The 21,406-nt window shown below is 32.9% G+C and carries 17 protein-coding genes; 4 read left to right on the top strand and 13 right to left on the bottom strand.

Annotated features, from left to right (window positions below; all coding sequences use genetic code 11):
* Positions 1-10: 10 nt before the first annotated feature.
* From QE431_RS15580 to truA, 4 genes are all read right to left on the bottom strand, one after another.
* Positions 11-2,608, bottom strand: coding sequence for a zinc-dependent metalloprotease (locus QE431_RS15580; RefSeq protein ID WP_307297550.1), 2,598 nt, complete (start codon positions 2,606-2,608; stop codon positions 11-13).
* A gap of 85 nt (positions 2,609-2,693) precedes the next feature.
* Positions 2,694-4,304 carry a sensor histidine kinase gene (locus tag QE431_RS15575; RefSeq protein ID WP_307297547.1) on the bottom strand — a complete coding sequence of 537 codons (1,611 nt, stop codon included), beginning with the start codon at positions 4,302-4,304 and terminating at the stop codon, positions 2,694-2,696.
* Between the two features lie 17 nt (positions 4,305-4,321).
* The gene (locus QE431_RS15570; RefSeq protein ID WP_307297544.1) at positions 4,322-6,076 is read right to left on the bottom strand and encodes an ABC transporter ATP-binding protein; all 1,755 of its coding nucleotides are present in this window, start codon (positions 6,074-6,076) and stop codon (positions 4,322-4,324) included.
* 88 nt (positions 6,077-6,164) lie between these two features.
* Positions 6,165-6,899 carry a tRNA pseudouridine(38-40) synthase TruA gene (gene truA, locus QE431_RS15565; protein ID WP_057116611.1) on the bottom strand — a complete coding sequence of 245 codons (735 nt, stop codon included), beginning with the start codon at positions 6,897-6,899 and terminating at the stop codon, positions 6,165-6,167.
* 278 nt (positions 6,900-7,177) lie between these two features.
* On the opposite strand from truA, the gene QE431_RS15560 reads away from it, so the two are divergent.
* Positions 7,178-7,672, top strand: coding sequence for a metallophosphoesterase (locus QE431_RS15560; protein WP_057116610.1), 495 nt, complete (start codon positions 7,178-7,180; stop codon positions 7,670-7,672).
* A gap of 2 nt (positions 7,673-7,674) precedes the next feature.
* Here QE431_RS15560 and QE431_RS15555 read toward each other — a convergent pair whose 3' ends face one another.
* From QE431_RS15555 to QE431_RS15545, 3 genes are all read right to left on the bottom strand, one after another.
* Positions 7,675-8,592, bottom strand: a complete 918-nt coding sequence (locus QE431_RS15555) for a sensor histidine kinase (RefSeq protein ID WP_307297539.1) — start codon at positions 8,590-8,592, stop codon at positions 7,675-7,677.
* Positions 8,593-8,603: 11 nt separating this feature from the next.
* Complete coding sequence (locus QE431_RS15550; RefSeq protein WP_057116608.1) at positions 8,604-9,263, bottom strand: response regulator transcription factor; 660 nt, start codon at positions 9,261-9,263, stop codon at positions 8,604-8,606.
* Positions 9,264-9,388: 125 nt separating this feature from the next.
* Positions 9,389-9,799 (bottom strand): DUF4293 domain-containing protein, encoded by a 411-nt coding sequence (locus QE431_RS15545; protein WP_134140009.1) that lies wholly within the window; start codon positions 9,797-9,799, stop codon positions 9,389-9,391.
* Positions 9,800-9,982: 183 nt separating this feature from the next.
* On the opposite strand from QE431_RS15545, the gene rho reads away from it, so the two are divergent.
* Positions 9,983-11,836: a transcription termination factor Rho gene (gene rho, locus QE431_RS15540; protein WP_307297533.1), complete on the top strand. Its 1,854-nt coding sequence runs from the start codon at positions 9,983-9,985 to the stop codon at positions 11,834-11,836.
* A 231-nt stretch (positions 11,837-12,067) separates the two neighbouring features.
* On the opposite strand, the gene QE431_RS15535 is transcribed toward rho, so the two are convergent.
* From QE431_RS15535 to QE431_RS15520, 4 genes are all read right to left on the bottom strand, one after another.
* Positions 12,068-13,084: a M28 family peptidase gene (locus QE431_RS15535; RefSeq protein WP_307297530.1), complete on the bottom strand. Its 1,017-nt coding sequence runs from the start codon at positions 13,082-13,084 to the stop codon at positions 12,068-12,070.
* Between the two features lie 8 nt (positions 13,085-13,092).
* A complete protein-coding gene (locus QE431_RS15530) occupies positions 13,093-14,094 on the bottom strand; it encodes a DUF3667 domain-containing protein (RefSeq protein ID WP_307297527.1) in 1,002 nt (333 codons plus the stop codon).
* A 46-nt stretch (positions 14,095-14,140) separates the two neighbouring features.
* On the bottom strand, positions 14,141-14,914 hold the full coding sequence (locus tag QE431_RS15525; RefSeq protein ID WP_307297524.1) for a dienelactone hydrolase family protein: 774 nt from the start codon (positions 14,912-14,914) through the stop codon (positions 14,141-14,143).
* A gap of 110 nt (positions 14,915-15,024) precedes the next feature.
* Positions 15,025-15,477 (bottom strand): Lrp/AsnC family transcriptional regulator, encoded by a 453-nt coding sequence (locus QE431_RS15520; protein ID WP_057116602.1) that lies wholly within the window; start codon positions 15,475-15,477, stop codon positions 15,025-15,027.
* A 223-nt stretch (positions 15,478-15,700) separates the two neighbouring features.
* On the opposite strand from QE431_RS15520, the gene rocD reads away from it, so the two are divergent.
* Positions 15,701-16,954, top strand: a complete 1,254-nt coding sequence (gene rocD / locus QE431_RS15515) for an ornithine--oxo-acid transaminase (RefSeq protein WP_134140019.1) — start codon at positions 15,701-15,703, stop codon at positions 16,952-16,954.
* Positions 16,955-17,146: 192 nt separating this feature from the next.
* Positions 17,147-18,247 (top strand): glycosyltransferase family 2 protein, encoded by a 1,101-nt coding sequence (locus tag QE431_RS15510; RefSeq protein WP_307297518.1) that lies wholly within the window; start codon positions 17,147-17,149, stop codon positions 18,245-18,247.
* Between the two features lie 178 nt (positions 18,248-18,425).
* Here QE431_RS15510 and QE431_RS15505 read toward each other — a convergent pair whose 3' ends face one another.
* Both QE431_RS15505 and QE431_RS15500 read right to left on the bottom strand, forming a co-directional pair.
* Complete coding sequence (locus QE431_RS15505; RefSeq protein ID WP_307297516.1) at positions 18,426-20,078, bottom strand: arylsulfatase; 1,653 nt, start codon at positions 20,076-20,078, stop codon at positions 18,426-18,428.
* 58 nt (positions 20,079-20,136) lie between these two features.
* Positions 20,137-21,399, bottom strand: coding sequence for a YeiH family protein (locus QE431_RS15500; protein ID WP_307297513.1), 1,263 nt, complete (start codon positions 21,397-21,399; stop codon positions 20,137-20,139).
* Positions 21,400-21,406 lie beyond the last annotated feature (7 nt).

Here is a 21,406-nt window from a genome sequence, read left to right as displayed (position 1 = left end):
TGGATTGGTATTAAAAGGTTGTATTATTTAGGGCTTTTTCGATTCGTTGTATTAAATCGCGGTAATGGTTTTGGGTTGATTGATCTCCTGTATTCTTTTTTGTTTTTAATAATTGAAGTACTTTATTTAATTCTCCTTTTTTATCAGAAGTCACTTCTGTAACTCTTTTTAAAGAAGATTGATTGATATTTCTTGCCATGTGTGCATCATCTATATAATTACATAAATGCGGCATATTGAGTGTTTCTTGAATTTCGATTGTTTTTTTTGCATCTGTTTTTTCAAACAATTTATTGGTCGATACAACTAAAACATCTACATAATTCTTTTGTGTCATTCTTTCTAGAATAGTCAAAGATTTATTGGCCAATGTTCCAGCAAAAACACTTTGATGTAATTTTTTAAACAAGTCATTTACGGTAAAAACCTGTTCTTTGGTTTTATTACGCTGATACAATTCGTTTTCTGTCATTCTAAGCAAACGATCATCGCTTAATAAATCATACAAAATGCTGTATTGTAATTCTCTTGAAAGCGTGTATGGCGTATACTCGTAAGGACCAAGAGGCGAATCTTTCAGCGGATTTGTTTTGTCCAAAATGTCATTAAAAAACAACCATTGCGGAATCGTAATTATGTTTTTATTCAAATAATCTATAGCTCTTTTTTGCATTACTGCAGGAACTGGAACATAACTTTGTTTGTTATCGCCATGAACAGTTGTATTGAGATAAATACCGCCAATATTGTTCATTACATGGCGATTGTACATTTGCCATTGCCCAATAGTTCCGATGTATAATTTTCCAGTTTCGTAATACGATTGATCTTTCTCGTAAGTCCAGTTTACAATATTATCGACAACACGTTTTAAGTTTTTTAAACCATATTCGCTTGCTTTAACAGCATCATTCCCTAGATCTTCAGACTGCGAACGCGGATCAATTATATTTTCCTGCTGTTCACCGTAGAAATAAATTGGGTCATTTTGGTGCTGGGCAATTAAAGTGTTTAATTTTAAAGTTTCATTGTCATTTGGACCATACCATCTGTAACCCCATTCGATAGCATATTTATCGTATTCACCAATTTTTGGAGTAATAACGGTAACATTATCTTCTGGCTGTGCTACATAATTGTAACGCGCATAATCCATAATAGAAGGAGCTGTGCCGCCCATTTTTGCTGTAAATTCTTTAGATCTTAAAGATTCAACATCATAAGCAAAAGAAGAACCCATGTTGTGTTTTAAACCAAAAGTATGTCCAACTTCATGAGACGAAACAAAGCGAATAGCTTCTCCCATATGTTCGTCGCTGAATTTATTTCCTCTTGCTTTTGGATCGATTGGTCCAGTTTGAATTCGCATCCAGCTTTGAAGCGAAGTCATAACATTATGCCACCAGATAATATCCGATTCGATAATTTCACCGCTTCGTGGGTCCACAACAGATGGCCCCATAGCATTCGATTTTGGAGATGCAGCATACGTAATCACAGAATAGCGTACGTCATCAATATCAAAATCTAAATCATTTTCAGTAGGTTCTTTTGCAATAATTGCATTTTTGAAACCCGCTTTTTCAAAAGCTGCCTGCCAATCGTGAACTCCATCGATAATATATTTTCTCCATTGTTTTGGAGTAGATGGGTCGATGTAGTAAACGATTGGTTTTTTCGGCTCTACTAATTCACCTTTCAAATATCGCTCTTCATCTTCTTTCTTAGGTTCTAAACGCCAGCGGGTAATCAATTCTTTTTCAAGCATTGCCTGCTGTGCATCGGCAAAGTACCAATGCTTTTCGGTAAAGAAACCAATTCGGTTATCAGAAAAACGAGGTTTCATTGGAGTTTTATCCAATAAAATAATATTACTAGTCACGCCAAGCGTTACCGATAGTGCCGGTCCGCCTTCGCTTACAGAAGTTGTTAATTGAGATTTAACAACAATATTTTTTGGGAAAGATTTTAATCCTTCTATATAAGATAGTTCAGATTTTACAGAACCTCCAAACCCAATGTTGCTCAAAACATCATTGAAGCTTTTTTGTTTTCCGTCAAAAATCTTGTTTACTTTTATTACGACAGATGTAGAATCGTTGTTTTTAGTTTCAATATCAAAAACTTCAATAATAGATTCGGCAAAATTATTTTGTACAGATTGTGTAATCGCATCTTCTTTTGGTGAAGAAACTTTAGGAACATACGATTTTACCCAGACTTTCTTTGCGATTGTATCTTTATAAAAACTAATAATTTTGTTTTCATAATTCATTCCTTTATTTAAACCAGCTTCATTTACTTGAAAAGGAACTTGAGATAATTTATTTACAACTAAAAATTCTCTTTCAAATAAGCTGTCCTGAATTTCAAAATAAACATCAGTTTTAACTTGAATAATGTTGAACAGTCCTTTTTTAACGGAACCTTTTTTTACAAGGTCATCATATTTTTTTCCTTTTTTGGAGTCGGTTGAATCTTTTGTAATTTCAGTAGACGCTTCTTTTTTGTCTTTCTTTTTCTTTTGAGATTGAACAGTAAGCGGAGATAATAATAAAATGAGTAAGCAAAATGTTATCAAATTATGCAGGAATGCCTTTTCCTTCATCAGATGTTAAGTTTAGGTTAATTTTTGGCCGAAACTATTTGATTTTAGTTCAGCAAAAAAAAAAAAAGGAGTGAACGGATTTTTTTTAGGAGTGAATGGATAGTAAAGGAAGGATACAAACGAAACTGCCATCTTTTTCTGATGTCTCAAATTCGTTGTTTGAATAATAATTGTAAATGCTCTGCAGATAATTTAGACCAAATTTAGTACTTGGTTCTGCATTCAATTTCTTTTGAAGATTGTTACTGATAATAACCTGATTTGCTTTGATCAGGATTTTTGTCGTCAAAGGGTTTTCTTGAGTAGCTGTGTTGTGCTTTATAGCATTTTCGACTACAACTTGAAAAGCCAGATACGGAATAAATTTGTTTAACGCAGATTCGTCTTCAATTTCTATAGAAAAAAATAATTCTTCTTTAAAACGGGTTTGCTGTAAAAAGATATATTTCTCGATAAATAATAATTCATCCTTTAGAGGAACGACATTCTTCTCAGGCGGATCAATTAAATAACGATAAATACGAGATAAGTTCAAAGTAAATTTCTGCGCAGTTTTAATATCGCTTCCAATTAACATATAAAGTGAATTGAGCGAATTGAATAAAAAGTGCGGATTTATCTGCTCTTTTAATTGCTGCAGTTGGATAAGTGCTTTCTCTTTGATGATTTTTTCATTTTCTACCAAGAGTTTGTTTTTCTCCTTAATTACAATTCCTTTTTCTTTATAGGCGCGTCTGTTGGCATAAGAAAATAAGTAGAATATCAGCAAAAGCATAACTGTTGTTATAGAATATATCCATGTTGAATATTTTTTAGTCAATAAAACAGTTTCATCCTCAATCATTTTTGGAAAACTAATGGAAATATACCAAGGCAGATTTTTAATATCTAATCTTGTCGTAAAACTGATTACATCCAGCTTTAAAAATTCAGACATCGTAACTCTTTTGGTGTAATCCAATTTTAAAAAATCAGATGCCGAAGTTCTGTTGGGATCTTTCTTATAAGTGAAAATGGTATCTGATGGCTTAATAGCAGAGAAATCATAAATGTTTTTCCCTATGAAAGTGGAGTCGGGATGATAAACGCATGTTCCTGCCTTGTCAAATACAAAAGCATAATTCGAAGCAGCTTTGTCAACAGTCGAAAAATTATCGTGTAATTTTTTTAAGCTGATGTCATAACCACAACGAACCGTAGTATGATTTTTAGAGATGGTTTTAAAGTAAATTCTCCAAACCCATTCTTTTCCTTGTTTAATTACTGTGTTGCTGCGAACAGTGGTTTGATTTTTAGCAATAAAATTGGTAATATCTTTTTTTATTTCATCAGAAACAGAATCGTTTCCAAATTCTATTTTTTCATCATTAATCTGAAACCAGTTATCAACTATCATAGAATTGATGGACTGAACAGATGACAATACTTTTATATTAGCTGATAAATTTGATTTATTGCTGATTTTTAAAGCATGTTTGATTCTGTTTTCCTGTTCCAGAAATCTCGAAAATTCCCGCGACATTAATTCATGTTTTTTAATGAAGTTCAATCGCGCCTCACTTTCATTTGCTTTTTTTGTAACATCAGTAATTAAATTACTTAACATGTATACAGAACAAACTGTGATAAGAATCGAAACAATAACGTATATTAAAAAAGCACGTCGTGAAGTAATATTTTTTAATCTAAATTTCAAAGAATATCGGTTATGACTTAGTTCGCCACGGCGAATTGTGAGTCATATAAATTTTTATAATAACCATCAGTTTTGTGCAATAATTCCTGATGCGTTCCTTGTTCAACAATTAGTCCTTTGTCCATCACCACAATCTTATCTGCATTTACAATTGTTGCCAATCGGTGGGCAATAATAATAGAAGTTCTTCCTTTTGTAATTGTTTCAGTTGCACGCTGAATCAATTCTTCAGAATAGGTATCTATAGAAGAAGTTGCTTCGTCTAAAATCAAAATACTTGGATTGCTTACATACGAACGTAAAAAAGCAATCAATTGTCTTTGTCCAGACGACAGCATTACGCCTCGCTCTTTTACATCAAAATCATAATTATCGGGCAGATTCATAATAAAATCATGAACGCCAATTTTCTTCGCGGCATCAATTACTTGATCGCGGGTAATTTCTGGATTATGTAAAGTGATGTTATTGTAAATCGTATCGGCAAACAAAAATACATCTTGTAAAACTACTGCGATTTGTTTTCGAAGTGAAGCCAACGTATAGTTCTCGATATTTTCGCCGTCAATACAAATCGTACCGCTGTTAATTTCGTAAAAACGATTCAGCAGATTAATTATAGTCGATTTTCCTGCACCTGTAGAGCCAACAATCGCAATGGTTTGTCCTGCAGCAACAGATAAATCAATTCCTTTTATAACTTCTTCCTCGGGAATATAACTAAAACGAACCGCTTCAAATTCTATACTTCCGTTAAAAACTGGCGCTTCAATTTTCCCAGTATCCTGAATATGATCTTGTGTATCTATAATATCAAAAACACGATTGGCAGCAATCATTCCCAACTGCATCTCATTGAATTTATCTGCAATTTGTCTTAATGGATTAAAGAGCATTCCAATAAACATTGTATACGAAAACAAATCTCCAAAAGTGGTAAAATGATCTCCGTTCAAAATTCTAAAACCACCATAAACCACAACTAATCCCAAAGTAATAGATGAAATAATATCAGCAATAGGGAAGAAGATCGAGTTGTATAAAATCGTTTTGATCCAAGCCACGCGATGTTTATTATTGATGTCTTTGAAGTTTTCGGCTTCGATTTTTTCACGATTAAAAAGCTGAACAATTTTCATTCCCGTTACGCGTTCCTGTACAAAAGAGTTCATGTTGGCAATCTGAGTTCTCACTTCTTCAAAAGCCACCTGCATTTTACGTTGAAATATTCTGGTAATGAAAACCAAAATAGGCATGGCAAGAACCACAATCCAAGTCAGCTTCCAGTTCATGTAAAACATAAAAATAAGTACGACAAACATTTTCATCAAGTCGCTTATAATCATAAATAAACCTTGACTGAAAATACGGGCAATCGATTCAATGTCTGAAACGGCTCGAGTAACCAACTGGCCAACCGGAACCAAATCAAAATACTTCATTCTGAAACTCAAAATGTGTTTAAAAAGTTTTGTTCGAATGTCCTTAACAATGTCTTGACCGAGCCAGTTCGCCCAATATACAAAGTAAAACTGCGAGAAAACTTCCATTAATAAAACTACACCCATCAAAATGATATACATCAATAATCCCATCTTGTCATGGGTTTTTATATATCCATCTACGGTTTCTTTAAGTAAATAGGGGCGGAGTGCGGCGAAAATAGACAGCGATACGGCGAAAATAATTACACCGTAGTAACGCCATTTATAAGGCTTTGTATATTTTAAAATTCGTTTGAATAATCCTGTATCGAATGCTTTTGCTTTCATTTTTTTTGGTGCTTTAAGCTATAAGCTTTAGGCAGTAGGCTTTTAATAAAGTGCTAAAAGCTTATTGCTTAAAGCCTATAGCCTACAGCTATAAATAATCGTAATCTATTTTGGTTAAATATAAACCATGTGCTGGAACCGAAAATCCAGCTTTTTCCCTGCTTTTACTGGCAATTATATTTTCAAAATCTGCCAGCGTAATTTTGTGTAAACCGATATTAATTAAAGTACCGACAATTGCCCGAACCATATTTCTCAAAAATCGATTTGCTGAAATAGTAAAAATCAGTTTTGAGTTTTCTTGTTTCCAAAACGCCTCAAAGATAGTGCAGTCAAAAGTATTTACATCTGTATTTACTTTTGAAAAACATTGAAAATCGGTATGTTTCAATAATAACTGCGCCGCTTCGTTCATCAAATTCACATCCAGTTTCTGATTTACATACCAGCTTAATTCCTGTAAAAATGGATTTTTAATGGTATTGATATGATATTCGTACGTTCTTTTGGTTGCGTCAAATCGGCAATGCGCATCATCATGAACCAGAATAATATCAAAAATGGCAATATCTTTTGGTAAATAAGAATTCAGTTTATGAATCAAAATTGGAACATCTAAAGTTTTCTCAGTATCAAAATGCCCAAACATTTCAGTTGCATGCACACCAGTATCTGTTCTTCCAGCGCCCATAATGCTAATAGATTCATTTAATAAAACCGATAAAGCTTTATTTAAAGTTTCCTGAACAGAAGAAGCGTTGGGCTGTATCTGCCAGCCATGATAATGTGTTCCGTTATAAGCAAATTGAATAAAATATCTCACTGTAGAGGTTCAAAGGTTCAGAGGTACAAAGGTACGAAAAAAGGTTCTGAGATTCTAAGATGCTTTCGCGAGACTTCGGGACTAAGTTTTTTCTTTTTAGGGACAAAGGTTCAAAGAGGCAAAGGTTCAAAGGTTTTTCTGTGATGTATATCTGTAGAAACCCACCGCAGTGTGTCTAACGGCAGATTGGAGTTTTTAAGGTTCTAAGTTTTTTTAACATGTGTCAACAAAAAAATCTCAGTATCTTAGCATCTTAGAACCTAAGCCCCTTTAAAAAAATGACAAAAATCCTTCTGCTTTCTGATACGCACAGCCATATAGATGATACTATTTTAAAATATGTTAATCAGGCAGATGAAGTTTGGCACGCCGGCGATATTGGAGATCTGAATGTTACCGATACTATAAAAAAACTAAAACCGCTTAGGGCTGTTTACGGTAATATCGACGATGCAAAAGCAAGAATGGAATTCCCTTTAAACAATCGTTTTTCATGTGAAAATGTTTCCGTATGGATTACGCATATTGGCGGTTATCCTGGTAAATACAATCCAAATATTAAAGAAGAAATGGCACAGAATCCGCCAAAGCTTTTTATCTGCGGGCATTCTCACATTTTAAAAGTAATGTTTGATAAGAAAAATAATTTATTGCACATGAATCCGGGTGCCGCAGGAAAAAGTGGTTTTCATAAAGTGAGAACAATGCTTCGATTTGTAATTGATGATGATAAAATCAAAGATTTAGAAATTGTGGAAATTGGAGCAAAATAACTTTAATTCGGTAATGGAATCTGAATTTTAATTTTGGTTCCTTCATTTTCTTTTGATGTAATAGATAGTTTTCCCTTGTATTTTTTAATTCGGGCTCTAATTCGGTTCAAACCAAAACCTTCTACATCATTTAGCTTTTGGGTTCTAAAACCAATTCCGTCATCATGTATACTCAAGATCAACTGATCGTTTTTTTCAATTAAAGAAAGCCTCGCTTTTTTGGCGTCGCTGTGTTTTATAACGTTGTTGAAAAGTTCGCTTACAATGAAATAAATTTTCATTTCAAATTTTTCAAGATATCTTCTGCTAGTTGGGATAGAACTCGAAAATTCAAATTCAATCGCAGAATTGGAGTTTTTTTCGCATAAATCTTCTAATGCATAAATTAACCCAAAGCGAACTAAAAGCGAAGGAACAAGATCGTGGGACATATCTCGTAAAAGTTCATGTGCTTCAGACAAAATGGCTTTTGCTTTTTGTATTTCATCAGATTTAATATCGTTTTGGGCAGTAAAAGTATTTAAATGTAATCCAGCAGATGAAAGCAGTGAATTAATATTATCATGCAGAAAAGAGGCTATTTTTTTTCGCTCTATTTCCTGAGTATCAATTCCAGAATTAATGATGTCAAGGAGGATTTTTTGTTTCGTATCTTTTCGTTTTATTTTTTGTTTTAATTTATTGTTCTGATATAAAAAATAAAATAAAAAGAAGATGATAACTATTAGAACAATTGATAAACTGACTATTTTTTTATTTCGCAACTGCTCACTCATTTTAAGCTGATTAACAGTTGTTTTGTTTTCAGTTTGTGTTACAGGATTGTGACTTTGAAGATTTGCGACAACTTTTTGCGAAACAAAAGTTCCTTTGACCGCGAAAGAGAAAAGAAGTGATATGAAAAAATTAAAACCAAACATAAAAACTGATTTTATGGATTAATCAAATTGTTTTTAAGAGCATATTTTACTAAACCAATTGTGCTTTTAATGTTTAGTTTTTTCATAATATTTTTGCGATGGGTTTCAACAGTATGTGAACTAATGAAAAGTTTTTCGCTGATTTCTTTTCCGCTGTATTCCAAGGCAATTAAAATGATGATCTCGATTTCACGCGGACTTAGAATCGGATTTTCGATAACTGCATTGTGGTTCAATTTCGGATTATCTTTAAAGGTATTAAAGATTTTTTCTCTAACAGCATCGCTAAAATATTCCTGTCCGTTATAAACTGCTTCAACCGCTTCAATGATGTTTTCGCCTGCGCAATTTTTTGTGAGATAACCTTTTGCGCCAAGTTTCATTACTTCTTTAATGATTTTTAAATCATCATAACTAGATAAAATAATGACTTTGCAGGGCGATTGTTTTTCATTAAATTCTTTTAAGGTTTCAATTCCGTCTTTTTTTGGCATGCTGATATCCAGAATTAAAACATCAGCTCCATCCAAAACCACATCATTAAAGACTGTTGTGCCGTCTAGTGAACTTCCTGCTACTTCGAAGTTTGGCACTGTTTTCAATAAGTTAGATAATCCATCAATTAAAACCTGATGATCGTCTGCAAGATGGATTTTTATTTTTGGAGTCATTTCTTTAGAAACTAGTTGAACGACAAAATTATGAAAATTATCTTACAATTATTTCGTTTTAAGGCGAAAAAAAACCCGAATAAAATTCGGGTTCTTCTTCGCACATAAAAATTAAGTTTATAGGTTTATCTCAAACGGTCGACAGATTTTACAAGATCTTCATCCTTCTTGATGGCCTTATTAGCTAAAACTAATAATACGATAGCAACAATTGGTAGAAACATCCCAATACCTTTCTCAGAGACTTCAGCCTCTCCAGATAAATTTAGCGAACGATATACAAATAATCCTAATAAAATTAAATTTAATATTATGTTCAGTCTGTTTAATACAAACTGATTTTGTCTCTTTTTGAATGAAATAATACTAATTACACTAAGCATTGTGGTTAACCCTAACAAAACGGTGTAAAGCTGGTCCTGCATAAAAAAGAATGGTTTTCCTGCACTTGTCGTCCATAACGGAACAAAAAGCATTAAAATGCCCGTTGCAGCAAAAGCCAGAAATAGATATACAGTTTGAATTCTTTGTATCATGATCTAAAAATGTTTTACAAAAATATATTTTCTTTTTTTAAAATACTATTGTATGATTAAATTTTATTCGTATTATTGCATCATAATACCGTAAGCACTTCATACTGCGGTCAATTCAAATTAATTATCTACCTATTCTTTTTACAGTATTTCCTTTAAAATAATTAAATTCATAGAACATTCATGTTTGATATTTCTGCATTAAAAGAAATGAAGCTTGCTGAGCTTCAAGAAATAGCTAAGTTAGCTAAAACAATAAAGATTAATGGTGTCAAAAAAGAGACTTTAATTAGTCAAATTTTAGCACATCAAGAAAGTACTCTTGTGCCCGCTGAAGCTCCTCAAACAGAAGCAGTTTCTGATTCTAAAGACGAAAAACCAAAGCGAGCGAGAATAGCTCCAGTGAAAACTAAAGCAGCAAATACCAAAAATACTCCCGTTTTAGAATTTGATAAAGTAGAGGAAACTGTTCAAAAAAACGATACTGCTGAAACTGTGCAGCCAATTGCAGAAGCTGCCGCTCCAGAAGTACAAGGAGATAAGACATCAGCAGCAAAGAAAGAGCCTAAAATTGTAAAGTTCAACAAATCGGCTTACGAGAAAAAAGTAGCTCTTAAAAAAGATAAAGAAGTTGTAAAAGAAATTACAACTGAAGAGCCTTCAGAATCAGTTACTTCAGAAATAGCTACTTCTGAACCAACAGCTGAAACGGCTGAGAAAACTCCACAAATTGCTCCTGCAAAAAAGGTTAATCCGAATCAAAATAAAAACCAGAATCCAAACCAAAATCAAAACCCGAATTCGAATCCAAATCAGAATCAAAACGGGAATGGCAATGGAAACGGAAATGGAAATCACAACAACCAAAATCCTAATCATAAAAATAAAAAAAGCAATAATTTTAGAGATTCAGACTTTGAATTTGATGGAATTATCGAAAGTGAAGGCGTTCTTGAAATGATGCCCGACGGTTACGGATTTTTACGTTCATCAGATTACAATTATTTAGCTTCTCCAGATGATATTTATTTATCAACTTCGCAAATTAGATTATTTGGTCTAAAAACCGGAGATACTGTAAAAGGAGTGGTTCGCCCTCCAAAAGAAGGAGAGAAGTTTTTTCCTTTGGTTCGTGTATTAAAAATTAATGGGCACGATCCGCAGGTTGTTCGCGATAGAGTTTCTTTTGAACATTTAACACCAGTTTTCCCTTCAGAAAAATTCAAACTAGCAGAAAAAGGCAGTTCTGTTTCAACCCGAATTATTGATTTGTTTTCACCTATTGGTAAAGGACAGCGTGGTATGATCGTTGCACAGCCAAAAACGGGTAAAACAATGCTTCTTAAAGATATTGCAAATGCAATTGCAGCTAACCACCCAGAGGTTTATTTGATCGTTCTTCTTATCGACGAACGTCCTGAGGAGGTTACAGATATGCAGAGAAGTGTTCGTGGTGAAGTTATCGCTTCTACATTCGACAGAGAACCACAAGAACACGTAAAAATCGCTAATATAGTACTTGAAAAAGCAAAACGTTTAGTAGAATGCGGTCACGATGTTGTGATTCTTTTAGATTCTATTACACGTTTGGCAAGAGCTTATAATACAGTACAGCCAGCATCTGGAAAAGTATTAAGTGGAGGTGTTGATGCAAATGCATTGCAAAAACCAAAACGTTTCTTTGGAGCTGCGAGAAATGTAGAAAACGGAGGTTCTTTAAGTATCATCGCAACTGCATTAACAGAAACAGGTTCTAAAATGGACGAAGTTATCTTCGAAGAATTTAAAGGAACTGGTAACATGGAATTACAATTAGATCGTAAGATAGCCAATAAACGTATTTTCCCTGCAATCGATCTTACTTCGTCTAGTACACGTCGTGATGATTTATTGTTAGACGAAAAAACATTACAAAGAATGTGGATTATGCGTAAATATCTATCGGATATGAACCCAGTAGAATCTATGGATTTTGTAAATGACCGTTTCAAGAAAACTAAAAACAACGAAGAGTTTTTAATTTCGATGAATGACTAAAAAAGGTGCAAAGGTTCAAAGTTGCTAAGGGACTAAGGTTTTTCTTTTGCATTGTATAAAAAAACAAAAAGGGATGAGTTTTAACTCATCCCTTTTTTGTATTTGAAATTCTAGCAATTTTGAGGTTATTTTTCTAAATCAAAATCAGTGTAGTTTTTAAAACATTCGTGTCTTTTATAAAAACCTTTGAACCTTTGCAGCTTTGAACCTTTGTACCTAAAAAATAGCACCTTATTTTTTATCAACTACAGGTCTATTTTCTCTGTTCGCTAAATCCCATGCGATTACAAAAGCTAATTTTGTTCTTCTGGCCAAAGCATCGTATTCGATTTTTTCTGGAATATCGTCTTTTCCATGGTAATCTTCGTGAACTCCATTAAATAAGAAAACAGATGGAATACCATGTTTTGCGAAGTTATAATGATCAGAACGCTCGTAAAAATGATTTGGATCTTTAGGGTCGTTAAATTTAAAATCTAAGTCCATTTTGATGTATTTGTCATTTTGAGCTACAACAGCATTATGTAAGTCTGAAGATAATCTGTCCGCACCAATCACATATACGTAATTGTTTGTTTTAACATGCTCAACATCGCGACGTCCGATCATGTCAATATTGATATCAGCAATCGTATTTGCGATTGGAAATAATGGATTTTCAGAATAGAAACGAGATCCGTGCAAACCATGTTCTTCTCCGGTAACGTGAAGAAATAATATAGAACGTTTTGGTCCGTGGCCTTGTTTTTTAGCTTTAGCAAACGCTTTAGCCATTTCTATAACCGCTACAGTTCCAGAACCATCATCGTCAGCTCCATTATAAACCTCTCCGTCTTTAATTCCAACGTGGTCATAATGAGCAGAAATTACTAAAACTTCATTTGGTTTTTCAGAACCTTCAATGTATGCCCAGATATTTTCTGAGTCAGGTAAATTTTGATTGCGTTTTGCGTTTAAGAAAGCAGCAGGAATTGGCTGGTAGTAATCTGAAGCGCCTTTAGGAAAAGATACCCCGTTTTTTTTGTATTGCTCAATCATATAAAGACCAGCTTTTTTCTGTCCTTTAGAACCTGTTTCTCGGCCTTCCATTTCATCAGAAGCAACAGTATAAAGCATTTTTTTAAGATCCTTCTCGGTAATAACTTTGATATATTTTGTCGGATCCGAATTGTCTTTGGATGCAACTGACTGCGTAGTTTTACAAGAATACGCAGAAGCAATTAATAATAAAACGAGTAATTTTTTCATTCTTATTGTTAGTGTAAATTAATAAATGTGTAAAGAACATAAAAGGTGAGTAAAAATATAATAAATAGTGAGTTTATTACAAATAAGAAAAAACTTTTTATAAAGGACACTATTCTAGATTCGCCATAAAAACGATGGTGTGCGGGATAAAAATAATAACACATCCAAATCGTTCCTGCAAATGTTATAATTCCTGATATAAAAGATAACGGATTATCTTCTCCCAAAAGACCAATTAATCGGTTGACGATAAACATGATGAGAAATATCAAAAGCAGAAATGAAAAATAGTGAAGTGTAAAAATACCATGATCAAAATAATACCATCTTTTTTTACTGTGGAAAAGCCACAAGAAAAATGCAAAAAAAGGCATGATGATAAACAGGATTTTAGGTATGTTATGTACAAAAGATTCTATAAATTTTTCAATAATTTGCTTTTTAGTGTTATTCTCCGTCACGTGCACAGCTTTTTCATATAGCCAGTATTCAAATTGTGTCAGTTTTTCGCTTTCTTTCCCATATTTTTGAATGGAATCGATTTCTTTCATTGTTTTCAATTTAAAATAGGACTTATCCAATGTTTTTGACTTCAAATAAGACTTTTCAGTGTAGCTTTTAATTTCTTTTGTATTTTCTTTTTCTAAACTGGACGCAATTTGCTTTTCACTTTTTGTCAAATTCTCAGTTATCTCACTTGGGAATAATGCAATTAAAAGAAAAGTAATAAAACTTATAAAAATATAAAGACGAACCGGAGCCAAATAAGAAAGCCTTTTTCCAGAAAGATATTCTTTAGTTAAAGTAGAAGGTTTAAAAAGAAGGTTTTTTATTGTTTTCCAAAAAGCATTTTCATAATGCGTTAAATCTTCAAAGAAATGAATAAATAAATGATGAAATGTTTTTCTGGAATCTGTATTTTCCTGTCCGCAATTTGGACAGAATTTTTGTTCTACAACATGCCTGCAGTTCAAGCAGGTTTTATCTTCTCTAATTTTACTATGTGACATTGGTTTGGTTTAGTTAATTTGTTTTTGGCTGGGAGGGCAGGTAGTATTACTTTTTTAGAACTTCATTCAAAAATAATTGCAAATGGTCAAAAGATCTTTTTGCTGCAACAGGATTATAAGCCGCACCTTTTGAATTATCATTTCCAGCTTCTGGATTGGTGAATGAATGAACAGAATCAGCATAATAAATCATTTGCCAGTCGGCTTTAGAATCACGCATTTCTTGTTGGAATGCTGTAATTTCGTCTTTTGGTACAAACGGATCGTCAGCTCCGTGGCATATTAAAACTTTCGTAGTTATAGTTTCTGTTTTTCTGCTGGCATCTTTCCCTAAACCGCCATGAAATGAAGCAACTCCTTTAAGTTTTAGATGACCGCGTGCAGCTTCTAAAACTCCTGTTCCTCCAAAGCAATAACCAATAGCAACTATATTATCGGCATTGGCTCCCTGTTTTACTAATTCTTGTAATGCAATATTGATGCGTTTTTGGTACGCTTCAAAATTGGCTTTATAAAAACCAGCTTGTTTTCCAGCTTCTCCAGTATTTTTTGGATAATTTCCTTCTCCATAAATATCAGCGATAAAAACATGATAACCCAATTTAGATAATTCCTCCGCGATTCCTTTAGAAGCATTGTCGATTCCCAGCCAGGCTGGTAAAAGTAAGATTCCAGGATTTTGACTGCTCTTTTTAGCAGATTTTATAAATAAACCATTTAACTGCTGGTTTCCTTCTGTATACTTAACGGGTTTTAGTTGTGCATTCATAAGGTTTGAAAATAAGATTGCACTGAATAAAATTAGCACTGTATTTTTCATAATTCTACAATTTTTAACAAATATCAGAAATATTATGTTACAAAAAAACCTCATAAGTAAATTCTTGTGAGGTTTGTAACCAATATTTTAGATAACAAATACGTGTTTTTTTATAAGGATATATTTCTTTTAAAAGCGCAGCCCAATTCTACGATAGAATCAGTTTTGGCAATGCCTGGAATTCCATCAATTTTTTCATAAAGAATGCGGCGCATGTGTTCATGATTTTTGGCAATTATTTTTATATATAAAGTAAAGGAACCCGTTACATAATAACATTCTGTGATTTCTGGAATTTCTTTAAGTGCTTCAATTATTCGGTCAGAATCAGAATCTTTGTTTAGCGTAATTCCCGTAAAAGATGCCCAGTCATATCCAATTTTCTTTTCCTGAATAATGGGTTTTATACCTCCAATTACACCTTGTTCGATCATTCTGTTAATACGTTGATGCACCATTGTATTTGATATTTTCAAATTAGCAGCAATCGCAGAAAAAGCCATTCTGCCATCTTTTTCTAATTCTTTAATAATACTAATATCAAATTCGTCTAATAATTCCATTCAATAAAATCGTTTAATAAATTCGGTTTTTGTGATTTATAAAAGTAACTATTTTTTTTAATAAAGGGAGAATAAAATATAAAATGTATTAAAATGAATATAGCTTTTTAAATGCTGAAAAAATAATTTTTGACTTTAATTTTGTTATTTTTGAGTCAAAATATAATTTTATAGTCGAAAATTAATTTAATTTTAATATTTTTGTAAAAATAAAAAGCAGATTATGATAAGTACAGAAAAAGCACTTTCATCAAAATCAGAAATTTTGATCGAAAAAGAAAATAGATATGGAGCTCACAATTACCATCCGCTTCCAGTAGTTTTAGAACGCGGAGAAGGAGTATACGTTTGGGATGTTGACGGCAAAAAATATTATGATTTTTTATCGGCTTATTCTGCAGTAAATCAAGGTCATTGTCATCCAAAAATTGTGAACGCAATGATAGAGCAAGCGCAAAAACTAACTTTGACTTCTCGTGCTTTTTACAATGATAAATTAGGGAATTACGAAGAATATGTAACCAATTATTTTGGATTTGATAAAGTTCTTCCAATGAATACTGGAGCTGAAGCCGTTGAAACAGCACTTAAAGTTTGCAGAAAATGGGCTTATGAAGTAAAAGGAATTCCTGAAAATCAAGCGCAGGTTATTGTGTGTGAGAATAATTTTCACGGAAGAACCACTACCATTATTTCTTTCTCAAACGATGAAACAGCCCGTAAAAACTTCGGACCTTTTACAGATGGTTTTATAAAAATTGAATATGATAATCTTGAAGCTCTTGAAAATGCTTTAAATTCATCAAAAAATATTGCTGGATTTTTAGTAGAGCCAATTCAAGGGGAAGCGGGAGTGTATGTTCCTTCTGAAGGCTATTTAGCAAAAGCAAAAGCCCTTTGTGAAAAACACAATGTACTTTTTATTGCAGATGAGGTGCAGACTGGAATTGCACGTACAGGGAAATTATTAGCCGTTCATCATGAAAATGTGCAGCCAGATATTTTAATTCTAGGAAAAGCAATTTCTGGCGGTGTTTATCCAGTTTCGGCTGTTTTGTGTAACGACGAAATTATGAATGTTATTAAACCAGGACAACACGGATCTACTTTTGGTGGAAATCCTGTTGCTGCTGCTGTTGCCATTGCTGCTCTAGAGGTAATTAAAGATGAGAAACTTGCTGAAAATGCAGAACGTTTGGGAATTATTTTAAGAGATGGATTAAATAAAATCGCTGAAAAAAATAATTTAATTACACTTGTCCGCGGAAAAGGACTTTTGAATGCAATTGTAATCAACACCGATGAACACTCTGATTTAGCGTGGGAAATCTGCTTAAAATTTAGAGACAACGGATTATTAGCAAAACCAACTCACGGAAATAAAATTAGATTAGCTCCGCCTTTGGTTATGACAGAAGAGCAAATTAATGAATGTCTGGAGATTATTGAGAAATCTTTAAATGAGTTTAAGATCTAATCGATAAACATAATTTAACTTATATAAAAAACATACTCATATTTTGGGTATGTTTTTTTTTAAATGATATTCAAGAAAAAAAAACATTATTCTGTTATTATTCAGTCTTTTAGGGGTAGTCTTAAATGGGTTGCAGGTGTAATTTTGTTCTCAAATTTTTAAAAACAATTGTTTAAACTAATTTGAGTTATTATGATTACAATAAGCCTTTGCATGATTGTGAAGAATGAAGAACAGTTATTAGCAAGATGTTTAAACTCTGTAAAACATCTTGTAGATGAAATTATTATAATCGATACAGGTTCAACAGATAAAACAAAAGATATTGCATATTCATTTACAGATAAAGTTTATGATTTTAAATGGACAAATAATTTTGCAGATGCCAGAAATTTTGCTTTTTCTAAAGCAACAAAAGATTATCAATTTTGGCTTGACGCAGATGATATTTTTGTTGAGAAAGATCAAGTTTTATTTTTAGAATTAAAAGAAACGCTTTCATTAGAAACAGATATGGTTTTAATGAAGTATAATTATTCAGTAGATGAGAATAATAATCCATTGTTTTCATTTTATAGAGAAAGATTGGTTAAGAGAGAGAACAATTATAAATGGAATGATCCCGTTCATGAGTATATAGAATACGGTGGTAATTATTTAGTTTCGGAAATTGCTGTAACCCACAAAAGAGTATCTTCTTCTTCAGATAGAAACTTAAAGATTTATAAAGAAATGGTTGAGAGAGGTGATTATTTTTCACCGAGATCGCTTTTTTATTATGCGAGAGAGTTGAGAGATCATGAAATGTATGCTGAGGCAGAAAATTATTTTACAAAGTTTTTAGAAATCCAAAAAGGATCTTCTGATGATTTTGTTTATGCCTGCCTGGAAATTGGAAAAATTCTTAAAAAACAAGGTAAATTGGATGATGCGTTAAAGGCATTATTTTATAGTTTTACTTTCGATAATCCCAGAGCAGAGATTTGTTGCGAGATTGCAGGTGTTTTCCAAAATAAAGGCGATTTTAAAAAAGCTATTTATTGGTACAAATTTATCCTTGGATTACAATTTCCTGAAAATGATATTGCTACAACAACCCCAGAATGCTGGAATTTTATTCCTCATATAGAATTAGCAGTGTGCTATGATAAAATTAGTGATATTGAGCAAGCAATTTTTCATAATGAAGAAGCTGGAAAGTTTAAAATAAATCATAAATCAGTACTGCATAATCGTCAATATTTTGCTTCTGTGATGGAAGAAAAAAAGACTTTTCTATTTAAATGGAATTAAATATTTAAGAGCAGAAATCTAAGCTTCATATTGTTTTAGAGATTTTATTATCGTAAGAGATAAAAATAAAAAGCAGCAAATAAATTGCTGCTTTTTTTGTACACCATTTTTTATTTAAAAGCGACTATTTTACAACAATCGCTTTTGGTATAATTACTAAAAATATCAAAAAAAGTAATTATTTCTTAGGCACTGCTCCAGGGATCAGTTCTTCTTTTTGTTTGAATTTGCTGTATTCGACAACTCCAGTTTTATCTGCCCAGTCAAAATATTTTGCAGAAAGATCATTTACAATTCCAGGATTTTGAGCTGCGACATTTGTTGTTTCGCCTCGGTCTTTTTCTAGATCATAAAGTTCCCATTGGTAAGACGGATAAATAGAAACCAATTTCCATTTTCCTTCTCTAACAGCTCTATTTCCAGCTCTTTCCCAGAATAACGGTGCACCTCTGTTTACTTCAGAAGCATTTTCAAATAATACTGGCAGTAAACTTTTCCCTGGAAGCGGATTAGAATTTACACCATTAAGGTTTTTAGGATATTCAATTCCAGCCAATTCGTAAAAAGTAGGAGCAAGGTCGATAATGTGTCCAGTTCCTTTATCAATTCTACCAGATTTAATTTTGGATGGATACCATGCAATAAACGGAGAACTGAAACCCCCTTCGTGCATATTATTTTTATAATCCTGCAATGGAGTATTCGATAAATAAGCCCAGTTTTGTTCTTGATAATCAAAAGAACCAGAAGTTCCAACTGGTCCGTCGTTACGAACCAAACCTCTTCTTAATTGATTGTAAGTATTGAAACCGCCTTGTGCACCATTATCTGCAATAAAAATAATCAGAGTGTTTTTGTCTTTTTTCAAAGCTTTAAGTTTTTCTAAAACCTTCCCAACATTTTGGTCCATATTGTCTACCATTGCGGCGTAAACTTCCATTTTAGCTTTCCAGAATTGCTTTTCGTCATAGGTCAATTTATTCCATTCTGGAACTTCAGGATCTCTTGGTGATATAGTCTGTCCTGGAAGTAAAATTCCGTTCTCTCTTAATTTTTGAATTCTTTTTTCTCGTAAAGCATCCCAGCCTTCATCAAATTTTCCTCTGTATTTAGCAATATCAACAGGTTTTGCCTGCAGCGGCCAGTGAGGCGCAGTAAAAGCGAGATATAAAAAGAAAGGTTTGTTTTCTTTATTTTGTTCGTCTAAGAAGGTAACCGCATTATTTCCAATTTCATCTGTAAAGTAATACGAATCATCTTTTGGATGCAGCTCTTCATTATTGCGAATCATTTTTACAGGATAAGGCGTTTTTCCAAACGTAAGCGGTTTAGTATCAAAATAATTTGAAGCACCTTTTAAAATTCCGTAAAACTTGTCAAAGCCTCTTTGGTTTGGCCATTGCGATTGATCTTCAGAACCTACGTGCCATTTTCCAGACATTAAAGTGCTGTAACCTCCAGAGCGGAAAACTTCGCCGAGAGTTAAAGATTCTTTATTTAAATAACCTTGATAGGCTGGTAAACCTAAATTCACATCAAAATAACCAACTCCAGCTTTATGCTGATATTGTCCCGTTAATAAAGAGGCTCTGGTTGGCGCGCAAATCGAGTTATTATAAAATTCGCGAAGGCGTGTTCCTTCTTTTGCTAAGCGATCCAGATTTGGTGTTTTAATTTCAGAACCATAATTTCCTAAATCCGAATAGCCCATATCGTCAACCATAATTAAAATTACGTTTGGTTTAGAAGATGTGGTTTGGGCATTGGTTTTATAAGAACCTATTATTCCTGTCAGTAAAACGGAAAATAAAATGTTTATTCTTTTATTCATGTTATTATAATTTACTAGTCAAAATTTTATCTTGGATATTTTTGTAAAGTGAAGATTTTTAAGGCTTAAAAAGCAAAAAAGCGATAATCAATGTGATAATAATATTGAATAATTGAGCCGTTAAAAATGCTATTAAAGGTTTTCTGCTATTATGCTGCAGTAAATCTTTAAAATTAGTTTCTAAACCAATACTTGTAAAAGCCAGAGCAAACCAAAGTCCCTGTAGGTTTTTCAAACTTTCTTTTAGAACTTCTCGAGTTTCAGGAGCTACAAAAAATGAAAAAACAATTGATGCACCGATAAAGCCAATGACAAACTTTGGAAAGCGTTCCCAAATTACACCCAATGTTGGTTTAGAATTCTTTACTTCAGCAGATTGATTATGCGTGTAAGTCCAATAAATGGAAATGGCAAAAGCAGCTAAACCCAGTAAAACATTCTGTGAAAATTTTACAATTGTACTTATTTTTAAAGCTGTCTCTCCCACTAATGTCCCAGATGCTACAACCGCTCCAGAAGTATCAATACTCCCGCCAAGCCAGGCTCCGGTAACTTCTTCAGGAAAATTAAAATGACTGGCAATTATGGGCATAAAAATCATCATCGGAATGGCGGTGACCAAAACCATCGAAATTACATAAGATAGTTTTTTAGAATCTCCTTTTATTGCACCAGAAGTTGCTATCGCCGCAGAAACTCCACAGATAGAAACAGCACTCGAAATCATCATTGTTAATTCGTCGTCTACTTTTAACTTTTTGCAAAGCCAGAATGCAAAATACCAAACGGATAAAACAACCACCAAAGCCTGAATTAAACCTAAAGACCCTGCTTTTAAAATATCCGAAAAAATAACACTAGTTCCCAACAAAACGAGTCCGATTTTGACAAAGAGTTCGGTTGACAAAGCAGAACGAAACCATTCTGGAAGTTTGAAAAAATTCCCAATTATTAATCCGATTAGTAAACTGAAAATTACAGCTTCTAGATTTAATGCTTTAACTTCTGTATTTCCTGCAATTATTAGTGCAAGAATAGTTAGAGTATAAATTACTGGAAATGTGAATAGGAAATTTTTAATTGATTTTCCCACTAGAAAAGTTCCGATAAGTCCGATTGAAATAGAATAAATAAATTGAAAACCAATAATTTGGAGGTTTTTTATTTCGAATACATTAGTGATTAAATCAGCTCCGTTTGTCCATTTGAAAACAGGAACTTGTGGAAGGAAAATAAAAAGAGATATTCCAATAATAAGAAAACCGAGAATGACGACAGTCCAATCTTCGTGAATATTAAATTGTTTTGTTGAGGTTGACATTTAAATG

This window comes from Flavobacterium sp. SORGH_AS_0622 (assembly GCF_030818825.1).
Classification (GTDB): domain Bacteria; phylum Bacteroidota; class Bacteroidia; order Flavobacteriales; family Flavobacteriaceae; genus Flavobacterium.
The sequence above is the reverse complement of the archived record's forward strand: the minus strand, read 5'-3'. Positions and strand labels throughout refer to the sequence as shown.